The sequence below is a fragment of the Bradyrhizobium sp. 22 genome (assembly GCF_000482425.1).
GTDB classification, from domain to species: Bacteria; Pseudomonadota; Alphaproteobacteria; order Rhizobiales; family Xanthobacteraceae; genus Bradyrhizobium; species Bradyrhizobium japonicum_B.
In genome coordinates this window covers 1,927,039-1,940,618 of record NZ_KI519399.1, presented here as the reverse complement: position 1 = coordinate 1,940,618, position 13,580 = coordinate 1,927,039, and the positions used below count along the sequence as shown (strand labels likewise).

The window sequence follows — 13,580 nt, the reverse complement described above, 5'->3', positions numbered from 1 at the left end:
AGGCAGCGAAGCAATCCAGGGGGCTGGGCAGGTTCTGGATCGCTTCGCCGCTTCAGCCTTTGCTTAGGGACAAAGGCCGAAACTCACCTCAGGCGACGTAACTCAATTTCCTTGTCATTCCGGGACGCCCGCTAGGGCGAACCCGGAATGACGGGAATTAGAAACTCAATGACGACACGACCCGCACCCGCTGGCCCGGATCGAGCTTCTGCACGCCGAGGGCGACGATCTTGGCGCCCTCTTCCACGCCGCCGGTGATGACGACGTCGTTGCTCTCGTAGGACTTCACCGTCACCGGCTTCAGGGTGAGCGCGCCGTTGTCGTCGACGACGTAAAAGGACGGCTTGCCGCCTTCGTTGAACAGCGCCGACAGCGGCAGCCGCGCGACGCGCTCGGTCGCGGCGTCCGACAGCGTCAGCGTCGCCGTCATGCCGAGCGAGACCTTGTCGTCGGCCTCGGGCAGCGAGAATTTCGCGAGATAGGTGCGCGTGGCCGGATCGGCCGTCGGCGCGATCTCGCGCAGCTTGGCCGCGTACTTCTTGCCCGGCTCGGACCAAAGAGTGACGCTGGCGACGCCCGACTTGGCACGTCCAACCAGCGTCTCAGGGATCGCGACGACCGCTTCCTTCTCGGCAAAGCGGGCGACACGGATCGAAGCCTGGCCCGCGGCAACCACCTGGCCGGGCTCGATCAGCGTTGCGGTGACCACGCCACGGGCGTCGGCAACGAGCGTCGCGTAGGAAAGGGAGTTCTTGCTCAATTCGAGCGCGCGCTCGGCGCGGTTCAGGCGGGCGCGGGCTTCGTCCGCGGCGGCGCGGCTCGAATCCATCTGCGCATCCGTGGTCCAGCCCTTGGCCTTCAGATCCTTGGCACGCTGCTCGGCGGCGGCGGCCTGGGCCAGCACGCCGGTCGCGGCGGTCTGCTCGGCCAGCGCCTGCTCGGCCTGCAGCTTCAAATCGACCTCGTCGAGGGTGGCGAGCGGCTGGCCGATCTCGACGGTCTGACCGACTTCCACGAGGCGCTTGGCAACCTTGCCGGCAACGCGGAAGCCGAGATCGCTCTCGATCCGCGGCCTGACGGTGCCGACGAAGCTGCGCTCCGGGGTCTCGGCATCATAATGCGCGGTTGCGACCAGAACCGGCCGCGGGGGCTCGGCCTTCTCGGCGACGGTGTCATTGCACCCGGCCAGCGTCGCGGCCATCAGGGCCAGCGCCGCGCCTGCCAACAGCCTGGAATAGCTCGATAAAACCAACCGGACGAACATCGAAGAACACTCCTGCATCTCGACTCGGAGGAATGTCGACTAATCACTGATAAAAGTCAATAATCGTCAGTCATCAGGAATCCGTGATCGTTAAGGGGTGGTAAGAAGAGGTTGGATGGCAACAGAGGAGGCGAAGCCGCGCGCGCTCATGCCCCGGACGCAGCGCAGCGTCTCTTCGACGGCGCGCTGCTGAGCCGGGGCCCATAATGCGCCGGGTTCGTGGCCTCTGGGTCCCGGCTCTGCGCTGCAACGCTTGTGCGTTGCAGCTTGTCCGGGACACACCGAGCCTAGGGAAAGATGGTTGCACGGCGCGACGAGCGCGCCTTTGCCTCCCCTACGCAATTAGCCCCGCTACCGCCCCTGCCCAGCGAACTCGTGCTTGCTGTCATGGCCGCCGACAAACACCAGGATGCCAGCGAGCAGCGGCAGCACGGCGAGCACGAGCAGGCCATTCGAAGTCTGGCCCGTCGCTTCCTTGACCCAGCCGATCAGATACGGCCCGCCGAAGCCGGCGAGGTTGCCGATCGAGTTGATCAAGGCGATGGCGCCGGCGGCTGCGGTGCCCGAGAGCCAGGCGGTCGGCAGGGTCCAGAACACGCCGAAGCAGCAGAACACGCCGATGGCCGCGATCGTCAGCACGGCCATCGTCGTGGTGGGATCGGTGAGATAGGAGGACACGCCGAGCGCGACCGCCGTCAGCAGCAGCGGCGCGCCGACATGCATGACGCGCTCGCGCGTCGCATCGGAGTGCCGCGCCCACAGGATCATGGCGATGGTGCCGAACAGGTACGGGATCGCGGTGACAAAACCGGTCTGGGCGTTGGTCAGCCCAAACGCCTTGACGATCTGCGGCAGCCAGAACTGCATGCCATACAGCGCCCCGACGAAGCCGAAATAGATCAGGCTGAGCGCGATCACCTTGGGCGAGGACAGCGCCTCGCCGAGCGAGACATGCTTCACCGCCTGCTTGGCCGCGATCTCCGCATCGAGCTTCGCCTTGAGCCAGGCCTTCTGCTCGGCCGAGAGCCAATCCGCCTTCTCCGGCCTGTCGGTGAGATAGAACCAGGTGACGATGCCGAGCAGCACGGAAGGGATGCCCTCGATGATGAACAGCCACTGCCAGCCCTTCAGCCCCATCAGGCCGTCGAGCCCGAGCAGGAGGCCCGAGATCGGCGCACCGATCACGGTCGAGACCGGCACCGCGATGGCGAAAGCCGCCAGGAAGCGGGCGCGATATTCTGCCGGATACCAGTAGGTGAGGTAGAGGATGATGCCGGGGAAGAAGCCGGCCTCGGCGACGCCGAGTAGGAAGCGCAGGACGTAGAAGCTCGTCACTCCGCTGACCATCGCCATCAGCGCCGAGATGATCCCCCAGGTCACCATGATGCGGGCGATCCAGCGGCTCGCGCCGAATTTCTCCAGCGCGAGGTTGCTCGGAACCTCGAAGATGAAATAGCCGATGAAGAAGATGCCGGCGCCCCAGGAGAAGATCAGCGGGGTGAACTTTAGGTCCGCATTCATGGTCAAAGCGGCGAAGCCGAGATTGACGCGGTCGAGATAGGAGAAGAAGTAGGCCAGCACCAGGAAGGGAATCAGGCGCCAGGAGATGGCGCGGATCGTCGACGTTTCGATTTCGCTCTTGACGTTCCTGGCGCCGCCGGCGGAACCGGCATAGGTGGTGGTCTGGCTCATGGCTTCCCCCTTGGTTGTTGCTTTTGTGGGTCGATGGGCGGTTTTGAGCATCGCGGGCGAAGAGTCAATGGAGCGAGCAATGCACGGGACGCAGCCGGATCAAGCCATTGCGCCGATGCAGAAGGCGATGATCCGCGCCGCTCTCGCGCTGATCGTCATCGCCTGCGGGCTGTCGTTGCGCTGGTACGGCTTTCCGCTCGGCCTCCCCGCTTTCGTGGTGAAGTATGGCGGCTCGCTCTTGTGGGCCACGATGGTGTTTCTGCTGGCTGGCGTTTTGCTGCCGCGACTCACGCGGACGCAGATTGCAGCGCTCGCGGCGATCATCGCGATTGCCGTGGAATTCTCCCGCCTGGTGCATGCGCCGTGGCTCGACGCATTCCGCCTGACGACCGCCGGCGCCTTGTTGCTCGGCCGCATCTTCTCGCTCTGGAATCTGGCGGCGTATGCGGTGGGGATTGCGTTTGGGGTCTCGATCGATAGGCTGATGATGCTGCGTAGGGAGGGTTAGCGTTCGCCGAAGCTTGAACAGCGAAGGCGAAGCGCAACCCACCACTTCTCGTCCGAGTGGATGGACCGCGGTGGGTTACGCCTTGCAGATTTCAGTGTTGAGCGACTGGCTGCTTGAATCGGCTAACCCACCCACGAGAACGGTGTCCTGCAATTCACTCCGAGAGCTGAAAACGCTCGAAGCGATCGAGCTCCTCCTCGATCCGCTGCTTCAGCGCCGAGCGGCCCGCGGTCTTTTTGCCTTGTCCGACCCAGGTCCATTTCTGCATCAGGAGCTTCTTGGCCTGCCGGTCGGTCTTGAGATCCAGCGCGGCGACGATCTCGTCGCCGACCAGCACGGGCAGCGCGAAATAGCCGAGCTTGCGCTTGGCCTTCGGCACATAGGCCTCGAACAGATGATTGTAGCCGAAGATGAGATTGGTGCGCTTGCGCTGGATGATCAGGGGATCGAACGGCGACAGGATGTGGACCAGGTCGGGCGAGACCGCCTCACCGCTCGGCTCGAGCGCGGCCGGCGCAGCCCAATGCTCCTGCTTGCCGGCGCCGTCGATCGCGACCGGCACGAGCTCGCCGCGGCGGACACGGGAGGCGATCAGGCCGGCCACCGCTTTCTTCCGCGGCGCATCGAGATGGCAGATCGAATCGAGGCTCACCACACCTTGCGACCGCAACGCCCGGTCGAGCAGATAGGTCGTGATCTCCCTTGCCGAGGCAGGCCTTGGCAGCCTGTCCCAGCCGAAATGGCGCGTCATCAGCTCGTAGGTCTTGAGCATGCCCTGCCGCTCGCTGATGGTGACAGCGCCGGTATAGAAGGCCAGCTGCAACGCCCGCTTGGAGGGCTTGCGGCTCTGCCACAGATGCTCCTTCTCGACGAGCACGTCATCCTCGATGTCGCGGATGGTCAGCGGCCCGGCCCGCAGCAGCCGCATCACCTTGCGCATGTCGGCGGGCTGCACCGAGGCGAACCATTTGTGCCCCTCGCGCCGATGCTCGCGCATCGCCGGCAGGAAGAAGCGGAAGTCGCCGGTCGGCACGTAGGAGAGCGCGTGGGTCCAATATTCGAACACGCTTCTGTCGGCGCTCTGGGCATGGCGCAGATCGGCGCGGCGATAGGACGGGATCCGGCTGAACAGAATGTGATGATGGCAGCGCTCGATGACGTTGATGGTGTCGATCTGCACATAGCCGAGATGAGCGACCGCATCCGCGACGGCCTGTGCTCCCTCGCCGAACGGGGTGCGCTCATCCAGCCGCTGGGCATGCAGCCAGATCTGCCGGGCCTGTCTCGTGGTGAGGGGATGGGGTTTGGGCGTGCGTGACATTGCAGAATGCAATGTAGCGAGATTCGCGCGGAGGCAAACAATCGAGGCAAAGAAAACCGCGCTGCCATCTCCTGGCAGCGCGGCCGGTCGACGAACGCTCGACTATTTCGCGCTCATCTTCTGCATCTTCATGTAGTGCTTGCAGGCGCCGCGCATATTGGCTTTGCTCATCTCGGAGTTGGCCGAAGCCATTTCCTTCGCCATCGCCTGCTTGGCCGGCGAATCGACGGTTCCCATCGCGGTGATCGACTTGCCCATCGCTTCGCCCGTGCAGGGCTGCATCTTGGCTGCGAAAGCCGGCGATGCCGAAAACGCGGCGAGCAGAACGACCGAAAGCAAGATCTTCATCTAGTGTCTCCTCCGTAGAGCGAAACCGGCGCCATGCCGGTCAACACGACAGCCATTCTTTAGCGACAAGTTTGCAGGGAGAAGACATTTTCGTTGCTGCGCCGCAGCGCAAGCCCGCTGTCAGCGTGCGACTTTTGGGCGCTCCCCCCGCGGCTGCCGGTAGCGACCTCCGGCTCAGGCACATTGCCCGGTCCGGCGGGCCACTGCGGCAGTCCGTCTCCCGGCAAGGAGCCCGCGCTCTCAACGTGATTTCAATCACACCGGGCCTGCCGCGGTGTGAACCGGTCCCGCGCAGGATGCGACCACTGCTATTGGGACGATCGGCTCCGCTCCCGGAGAGGCCGCGAAACGTGCCGGTTCATCGCCCGAAAGCCGGAAAATACGCGAGACCAAGCCTGGAAGCGCTGTCGGCCACCGTGACCAAGATCACATCAGGGCCTTTGAACCTGCCCTATGCTCGCAGCATCAAATCGCTATCAGGCGTAACAGCGAGGATACGACAATGACCCGTTTTGATAAATTCTTTGGACTGAAGGCGATTACTCTTTCCGCAGCCCTGTCGATGACGACGGGCCTGGCTCTGGCCGGCGACAGCAATGTCTCCACCGACAAGATCCTGAATGCACTGAAGCCCAAGCCGGCAACCCGCGGCCTGTCCGTCGGTCCGCAGACCGACACGACCGCGCAAGCCAAGGAAGCGACCTTCCTGAACACGGTGCGCAACCGCTCGACCCGGTCGCTCTCGACGGGCGAGCGCGAGCAGATCGCCGAGCTCGCGGCGACCAAGCCGAAGATCGACCTGGAAATCCAGTTCGACTACAACTCGGCCGATATCGCCAAGACCTCGATGCCCTCGGTGCAGGCGCTCGGCAAGGCGCTGTCCGATCCGGCGCTGAAGGGCTCGACCTTCGTGGTCGCCGGCCACACCGACGCGACCGGCGGCGAACAGTACAATCAAGGGCTCTCCGAGCGGCGAGCCGACACCATCAAGAAGTACCTGGTGCAGAACTACGGGCTCAACGGCAACGATCTCGTCACGGTCGGCTACGGCGAGACCAAGCTGAAGGACGCCGCCAACGGCGCCGACCCGGCCAACCGTCGCGTCCAGGTCGTCAACATGGACACCAAGACGGCGTCGAAGTAATCGCCATCATCGCGCGAAACACGCCGCCTGCCGCACCCCGGCGGGCGGCGGACGGCTCACACCGGCAGCGGCGCGACGAGCGCCTCCCTCACCAGACGCGCGAGCTCGGCCTTGCGGTAGGGCTTTTCCAGGATCAGAGCGCCTTGCCTGATATGGCCGTGCGCCTCCAGCGTTTCGAGCGCGTAGCCCGACGTCAGCAGCACGCGCAGCTCGGGCCTGTCCTTGCGTGCGAGGTCCGCAAGCTCCCAGCCGTTGACTCCGCCGGGCATGACGACGTCTGTGAACAGCAGGTCGATATGCGCCGCCGCCGCCAGCGTCTGCAAAGCGTCCCTGCCATCGACGGCGGAGACCACCTTGTAACCCAGGCTCTCCAGGCTCATGACCGCGTAGGAGCGGACGAACGGATCGTCTTCGACGACCAGCACGGTCTCGGATCCGCTATGCGTCACCTCCTTGTCGACCGCCAGCGGTACGTCCTGCGTCTTCGCCAGCACGGCCGGCAGATAGATCCGCACCGTCGTCCCCAGGCCGGGCTCGCTGTAGATCGTGACATGGCCGTTGGATTGCTTGACGAAGCCGTAGACCATGCTGAGCCCCAACCCACTGCCCTTGCCCACGTCCTTGGTGGTGAAGAAGGGCTCGAACGCACGTTCAAGCACCCGCTTGGGCATGCCGGCCCCGGTGTCGGTCACCGCGATCACGACATACTCGCCCGGTCCGACCTCCGGATGAGCGTTGTGAGCGCCCGCATCGAGCGATGCGTTCGCCGTCGAAATGGTCAGGCGTCCACCTGACGCCATCGCATCCTGGGCGTTCAGCGCAAGGTTGAGAATCGCCGATTCGAGCTGCGCCGGATCGGCAAATGCGTGCCGGAGCGCGGGATCGGTCTGGGTAGCGATGGCGATGTCCTCGCGCAGCGTCCGCAGCAGCAGCTTGTGCATGGACTCGACGAGCTTGTTGCATTCCGTCTCGACCGGCCGCAGCAACTGCTTGCGGCTGAAGGAGAGCAGCCGCTGCGTCAGCTCGGCGCCGCGTTCGCCGGCGCTGCAGATATCGTCGGCGAGCCGCTTCAGGTCGCCGCGCGACAGCAATTGCTCGGACAGGAATTCCGCGTTGCCGACGATCACGGTGAGGAGATTGTTGAAGTCGTGGGCGATGCCGCCGGAGAGCTGGCCGACCGCCTCCATCTTCTGCGCCTGGATCAGCTGGGCCTCGGTGCGCTTGCGGTCGCTCAGATCGTGGATCATGCCGACGAAGATCGACGAGCCGACCTGCTTGGCCTCGCCGACCGAAAGATCCATCGGGAAGGTCGTTCCGTCCTTGCGCCGGCCCACCACCTCGCGGCCGACGCCGATGATCTTCTTCTCGCCGGTGGTCACGAAATTGCGGATGTAACCGTCGTGCCCGGACCGGTAGGGCTCCGGCATCAGGATCTTGACGTTCTCTCCGAGAACCTCGTCGGCCCTGTACTTGAACAGTCTTTCGCAGGCCGGATTGAATTTCAGAATGGTGCCATTGGAATCGATCAGGATCACGCCGTCGACGGCGGTGTCGACCACCGCGCGCAGCCGTGCCGCGCTCTCCCGCAACTCGCTCTCGACCCGTTCACGCTCCGTGAGGTCGTGGATGATGCCGACGAAGATCGATTTGCCCGACGCCTGCCTGGTCTCGCCGACGGACAGATGCATCAGGAAGGTCGAGCCGTCCTTGCGCTGCCCCACCACCTCGCGGCCGATACCGATGATCTTGCGTTCGCCGCTGACATGGTAGTTGTGAAGATAGCCGTCATGGGCGTCGCGGTACGAGGGCGGCATCAGCACCTTGACGTTGCGTCCAATGACCTCGCTGGCGGAATAGCCGAACAACTTCTCGCAGGCCGGATTGAACATCAGGACGCCGCCGGCGGCGTCGATCAGAATCACCCCATCGACAGCGGTATCGACGACGGCGCGCAGCCAATCCGCGTTGGATTGATCCGGACCGGCAATACCGTCCTCCATGCTCACCTGCCGCCCCTCCGATTCCGGCAATGACAGCCAGTCCACACGCTCCGGTTGATTCCCGCAAGTCAATTCTGCCCGGCCTATGCACGCAAGCGGGCACTAGATCCAGCTCTGGAACAGCATCAGCCGGTTGAAGCTCCGCATCGAGGTGCCGATAAAGGCCGCCGAGATCGGCAGCATGACTGCAAAGCCGATCGCCGCAATGCCGACATAGGCCCACAGCAGCCAGCGCGGCAGGCTGTCCCGGCGCAGCACATAGACCAGGGCGAGCGAGGCCGCCGTGGCGGCCGGCAGATAGTAGTAGATGAAGCCCAGCGTGCGCGGCAGCAACGCCCAGGCAAGCCAGGGACCGACATAGAACGCCGCGATGAGGAATGCATCCCAGCGGCGTTCGACGACGAAATCGCGCAGCACGACGACGAGCGCGAGCAAAGCCGGCCACAGAACCAGCGGATTGCCCAGGAACACGACCGCTGAGACATTGTCTTCCGCGGTCTTGTCGAACAGGAACCAGACCGGTCGCGCCAGCAGCGGCCACGACGGCCACGAGCTCATGTAGGTGTGGCCGGCAATCGCCGTCGTGGTGTTGTCGGCGAAGATCCGCCGCTGCGCCTCGATCAGCTCCGGCACCGACATCCCGTAGAGCGGAACGAAAGCGGCAAGGTAGGCCACACCGGGCAAGGCCGCGAAGCACAGCGCGACATGATGCAGCCGGAGGCCGGGCCAAAGGTCCGGCCGATACCAATCGTCCGGCTTGGCGTCGGCGAACAGCGTGCGCCAGCCCTGCATCAGGCGGATCACGGCGACGACGACGATGCAGACGCCGAGCGGAAACAGGCCGCTCCATTTGCAGGCCGCAGCAAGGCCGAACAGGCTGCCCGCGAGCGCGAACAGCGCCTGCGGCCGCTCTCGTCGAAATCCATGCATGAAGGCGGCCGTCGCGAGCAGACTGAAGCCGAGCGCAAAGATGTCGAGCATGGCGATACGCGCCTGCACGTACAGCATCTGGTTCAGCCCCGCGATCAGCGCCGCGGCGATCGCGGGGCCTTGCGCCGAGAACAGCGCGAGGCCGCACAGATAGATCGCGACGATCGCCAATGCGCCGAACAACGTCGCGGGATAGCGCCAGCCAAGCGCGTTGTCGCCGAAAACCGCGATCGAGGCCGCGATCAACTCCTTGGCCAGCGGCGGATGCATCGGATTGAGCATCGGCTGCGACATCGCCGGTGCCAGCATCTGCCGCGCCGCCGGCACGTAATGCACCTCGTCGAAGACGAACTTTTCCGGCGTCGTCAGTCCGATCAACAGCGCGAGATGCGCGACCAGGAAAATCGCGACAGCAATGACTGCGCTCCGCGACATCTTTGGAACTGCGGATGATTGAAGCGGCTGCTGTGGGGCTGTTTTGCGTGGCAAATTTGCGTCACCGCGGACAAAAATGGAAGCTGCGCTTTTCATTGAACGCATTCTGCCGCAACTGTCACTAAGCATGACGCACGTCCCGCGCCGCTTGTGATAATTCCGCCACAACACAAGCAAGCGCGATCCGGTACGATCAGGGACATATCGATCGGTTGTGAAATGAATTTGCGTTTCTGGCTTTTCTCCACCTTGTTGTCGGCCACCTTGTGCGCAGGTCCTTGCGCGCTGGCGCAGACGCGCGTCGGCGAAGCCGTCGTGATCCAGAACGAGGTGGTGCGCGTCGCTGCGACCACCACGCCGATCAATGTCGGCGACAGCATGCTGCGCGACGAGACCGTGCGCACCGGCGCCGACAGCGCGGCGCGCTTCGTGATGGCCGACAGCACCAATCTGTCGCTCGGCCCCAGCGCCACGCTGAAGCTCGACCGCACCGTCTTCAACGACGAGCGCAGCTATCGCGACGTCGCGATCCGCATGACCACCGGCGCATTCCGTTTCGTCACCGGACATTCCGATAAGTCCGCCTACAAGATCACGACGCCGCTTGCGACCATCGGCGTGCGCGGCACCACGCTCGACATCCTCTCGCAGCGCGGACGCTCCGTCGTCGTGCTTCAGGACGGCGCAGCCAGCGTCTGCACGAGAAGCGGCCAGTGCGTGCAGCTCACCCAGCCCGGCGACACCGCGATCATCACATCGACCGGCGGCAAGGTCGGCATCACCAAGTCCAGCACGCCGCCCTGGACCTTCGCCGCCAACTGCGCTGCAAGTGCCGGGCTATGCGCGGTGAACCAATATGCCGGCGCCTCGCCGACCATCACGCCCGCCGTCCACGACGACGGCATGCTGTGCGGGCGCTGACCATGGCGAAATTCACCGTCCGGCGCCTCATCCTTGCCGCTGCGCTGACCGCAGCAGCAGCGTTTGCGCTCGTCACGTTCGATGCCCAACCGGCGGCTGCACAGGCCTCGGAGTGCGGGTCCGAGTGCGAGCCCAATCCCACTCCGTCCCCGACCTATTCTCCCTCGCCTTATCCGTCACCAACGCCGACCCCCTCCCCATCGCCTTCACCGAGCCCGGCTCCGTCGCCATCGCCGAGCCCGTATCCTCCGCCGTCGGGACCGACCGGCGCCGATTCCAGCGGCAATTCGATCGGCGGTCTCGCCAATCAGCGCTTCAACCAGATGATCACCAACCGGGTGCTCGGCACGGTGCTGCTCGGCGTCAACGAGCAGGTCAATTGCGGCGATTGCATCAGCGCATTCGGCTCGGCCGGCTCGTTCTCGGCCGGCATCCACGGCCGCAAGGAGCTCACCAACAACCTGTCGCTGCTCGCCGGCATCGCCTACACGCATTACAACGAGGGCGGCTACAAGATCACCAGCGCACCGATCGGCGCCTTCGCGCTTCGCTACGACTTCACCGACTGGGGCTCCTCGCGTCCGTTCTTCGACGTCGGAACGATCCTGACGCCGTGGGAGAAGGCGCGCTACACCCGCAGCTACGACACCAGCCTCGGCCCGGTGAGCGTGACGAGCTCGACCAACGCCTCGAACTACGCGGTCTACGGCCGCGCCGGCTGGATCAGCCGCGTGTCGCCGCGCGACGAAGTCGCAGCCTCGATCGAGGTCTGGCAGCTCTGGCAGCGCGTGTCCGGCTACAGCGACAATGCGGTGGCCTTCAATCCGTTCGACGCCACCATCGCTGATGGCACCGACCGCACCAGCCTGGTCAAGATCGGCGGCCAGTGGACGCATCTGTTCGGCAGCAATCTCGAGGCCAACATCAACGGCGGCTGGGTGCAGTCGTTTGCGAGTCACAGCGGCATCGTGGCGACCGTGACCGGTCAGGGCACGGTGGTGCCGACCATTGGCAACCAGGGCTGGTTCGAATATGGCGGCCGCCTCGGCTTCCGCGTGCAGAAGGGCTGGATCGTGGATATCTTCGCCAACGGCACGCTCGGCCCGCAGCCGGTCGGCAACACGATCCACGGCGGCGTTGGGCTTAGGATTAATTATTAGCGCGAAGCACGGCTGTCATTCCCCCGCGCAGGCGGGGAATCCAGTACGCTGCGGCCTATCGATTCAATCACAACCGTCTCGGCGTACTGGATCGCCCGGTCCCGGCTCCGCCAAGGCTACGCCGAGGCCTACACTGACGCTCGGCACGCCGAAGCTTCAGCGAAGGCGGCAAGCCGGACGATGACAGCGCATGTGTGGCTCGGGCCTTGGTCTCACGCCGCCGACTTGCCCTCGAACGCGCGGCGCAACGCGTCGATATCCAGCTTCACCATCTTCATCATCGCCTGCACCGCGCGCGCGGCGGCGGCCTTGTCGGGGCTCGACAGGAATTCGAACATCACCTTCGGCACCACCTGCCAGGCCACGCCCCAGCGGTCCCTCAGCCAGCCGCACTGCTCCTCCTTGCCGCCATGAGCGAGAAAGGCATTCCAGACGCTGTCGACCTGGGCCTGGTCGTCGCAATGGATCATCAGCGAGATGGCGTGGGTGTACTCCATCGTCATGCCGCCATTGAGCGCGACCAGGGGCTGCCCGGCCAATGTGAACTCGACGACGAGCACGGAGCCTTCCTTGCCGGAGGGACCATCCGAGACGTTGCGCTGAACGTGCGTGATGGCCGAGTTCGGCACGAGCGAGGTGTAGAACTTCGCGGCTTCCTCGGCATCGCCGTTGAACCACATGCAGGGTACGACCTTGGACATCGTGAATGCTCCTCTGGGATTTAGCGTTCGGAAGGACGGCGATCAGGCATTCGCCAGCGCGGGCTGCGGAGGGACCGAAGCCATATCCAGCCAGTTCACACCCCACATATGGCCGTCCGGATCCTCGAAGCTGCGGCCGTACATGAAGCTGTATTCGTCCTTGGGGCTGGGATCGGCCACCCCGCCCGCGGCCTCGGCCCTGCCGACGATATCGTCGACCTCGTTGCGGGTATCGGCGGACAGGCAGAACAGAGCCTGGTTCGAGGTCTTTGCGTCGGCGATCGGCTTGGGCGTGAACTGACGGAATTTGTCGTGGGTCGTCAGCATCGCGTAGATGGTCTCGGAAAAGACCATGCAGCTCGCCGTGTCGTCGCTGAATTGCGGATTCCGGGTTGCCCCGATCGCCTCGTAAAAGGCGGTCGCGCGCTCGAGGTCGGTCACGGGCAGATTGAGGAAGATCATCCTGGGCATCGGAAGCTCCTTGGGCGGGGTTCTGCCCAAGGACGGATGGGCCGACGGCCATCCGACAGCGCTTCCGGATATTTTTGAGGCCTTGTGCCGCTTCGGTCGCATAGAACCGGCAGGCGGACCGTCAGGCTTATTTCTTCTCGTTCGGATCCCGATGCACCGGATCGATCCACAGCACGGTCTCGGGCTTCTCGACCGGCTCGATGTCGAGGTTGATCGCCACGGCCTCGCCGTCGCTGCGCACCAGCACGCATTCCAGCACCTCATCCGGACTGGCATTGATCTCCTGATGGGGCACGTAAGGCGGGACGAAGATGAAATCGCCGGGGCCGGCCTCCGCCGTGAATTGCAGGCTCTCGCCCCAGCGCATCCGCGCCTTGCCCTTCACGACGTAAATGACGCTTTCGAGATGGCCGTGGTGATGTGCGCCGGTCTTGGCATCGGGCTTGATGCTGACCGTGCCCGCCCACAATTTCTGCGCGCCGACGCGCGCAAAATTGATGGCGGCCGCACGATCCATGCCGGCCGTGGACGGCACGTTGGTATCGAGCTGGTTGCCGGGAATGACGCGCACGCCGTCATGTTTCCAGCGATCATCATGATGATCGTGATCATGGTGGGAGTGCGAGTGGTCATGGCCGGTCATGGGACTTAGCTTTCTGTTGGTTCCGTGCGCGGCAAACTAACC

Annotated in this window: 13 protein-coding genes; 4 read left to right on the top strand and 9 right to left on the bottom strand. The window is 64.4% G+C overall.

Annotated elements, in window-relative coordinates:
• Positions 1-157: 157 nt before the first annotated feature.
• Both K410_RS0110510 and K410_RS0110505 read right to left on the bottom strand, forming a co-directional pair.
• Positions 158-1,264 carry an efflux RND transporter periplasmic adaptor subunit gene (locus K410_RS0110510; RefSeq protein ID WP_028134802.1) on the bottom strand — a complete coding sequence of 369 codons (1,107 nt, stop codon included), beginning with the start codon at positions 1,262-1,264 and terminating at the stop codon, positions 158-160.
• Between the two features lie 351 nt (positions 1,265-1,615).
• Positions 1,616-2,956 carry an MFS transporter gene (locus tag K410_RS0110505; RefSeq protein WP_028134801.1) on the bottom strand — a complete coding sequence of 447 codons (1,341 nt, stop codon included), beginning with the start codon at positions 2,954-2,956 and terminating at the stop codon, positions 1,616-1,618.
• A 79-nt stretch (positions 2,957-3,035) separates the two neighbouring features.
• Here K410_RS0110505 and K410_RS0110500 point away from each other — a divergent pair, with 79 nt between their 5' ends.
• Complete coding sequence (locus K410_RS0110500) at positions 3,036-3,464, top strand: ribosomal maturation YjgA family protein (protein ID WP_028134800.1); 429 nt, start codon at positions 3,036-3,038, stop codon at positions 3,462-3,464.
• A gap of 154 nt (positions 3,465-3,618) precedes the next feature.
• Here the strand turns inward: K410_RS0110500 and K410_RS0110495 are convergent, their stop codons facing one another.
• Both K410_RS0110495 and K410_RS0110490 read right to left on the bottom strand, forming a co-directional pair.
• The gene (locus tag K410_RS0110495; protein ID WP_028134799.1) at positions 3,619-4,785 is read right to left on the bottom strand and encodes a winged helix-turn-helix domain-containing protein; all 1,167 of its coding nucleotides are present in this window, start codon (positions 4,783-4,785) and stop codon (positions 3,619-3,621) included.
• Positions 4,786-4,887: 102 nt separating this feature from the next.
• Positions 4,888-5,133, bottom strand: coding sequence for a hypothetical protein (locus tag K410_RS0110490; protein ID WP_028134798.1), 246 nt, complete (start codon positions 5,131-5,133; stop codon positions 4,888-4,890).
• 502 nt (positions 5,134-5,635) lie between these two features.
• Here K410_RS0110490 and K410_RS0110485 point away from each other — a divergent pair.
• Positions 5,636-6,277, top strand: a complete 642-nt coding sequence (locus tag K410_RS0110485) for an OmpA family protein (protein ID WP_028134797.1) — start codon at positions 5,636-5,638, stop codon at positions 6,275-6,277.
• Positions 6,278-6,333: 56 nt separating this feature from the next.
• Here K410_RS0110485 and K410_RS40335 read toward each other — a convergent pair whose 3' ends face one another.
• On the bottom strand, positions 6,334-8,277 hold the full coding sequence (locus K410_RS40335) for a hybrid sensor histidine kinase/response regulator (RefSeq protein WP_049820012.1): 1,944 nt from the start codon (positions 8,275-8,277) through the stop codon (positions 6,334-6,336).
• Positions 8,278-8,379: 102 nt separating this feature from the next.
• The gene (locus tag K410_RS0110475) at positions 8,380-9,810 is read right to left on the bottom strand and encodes a glycosyltransferase family 39 protein (RefSeq protein WP_028134795.1); all 1,431 of its coding nucleotides are present in this window, start codon (positions 9,808-9,810) and stop codon (positions 8,380-8,382) included.
• Positions 9,811-9,861: 51 nt separating this feature from the next.
• Between K410_RS0110475 and K410_RS0110470 the strand changes: the two genes are divergently transcribed.
• Positions 9,862-10,563, top strand: a complete 702-nt coding sequence (locus tag K410_RS0110470; protein ID WP_028134794.1) for a FecR family protein — start codon at positions 9,862-9,864, stop codon at positions 10,561-10,563.
• A gap of 2 nt (positions 10,564-10,565) precedes the next feature.
• Entirely contained in the window at positions 10,566-11,723 is a 1,158-nt protein-coding gene (locus K410_RS0110465; RefSeq protein ID WP_049820241.1) for a hypothetical protein, read from the top strand.
• A gap of 212 nt (positions 11,724-11,935) precedes the next feature.
• On the opposite strand, the gene K410_RS0110460 is transcribed toward K410_RS0110465, so the two are convergent.
• The 3 genes from K410_RS0110460 to K410_RS0110450 form a co-directional block, all read right to left on the bottom strand.
• Positions 11,936-12,424, bottom strand: coding sequence for a VOC family protein (locus K410_RS0110460; RefSeq protein WP_028134792.1), 489 nt, complete (start codon positions 12,422-12,424; stop codon positions 11,936-11,938).
• A 42-nt stretch (positions 12,425-12,466) separates the two neighbouring features.
• On the bottom strand, positions 12,467-12,895 hold the full coding sequence (locus K410_RS0110455) for a VOC family protein (RefSeq protein WP_028134791.1): 429 nt from the start codon (positions 12,893-12,895) through the stop codon (positions 12,467-12,469).
• Positions 12,896-13,022: 127 nt separating this feature from the next.
• Positions 13,023-13,538, bottom strand: a complete 516-nt coding sequence (locus K410_RS0110450; protein WP_028134790.1) for a cupin domain-containing protein — start codon at positions 13,536-13,538, stop codon at positions 13,023-13,025.
• Positions 13,539-13,580: the final 42 nt, after the last annotated feature.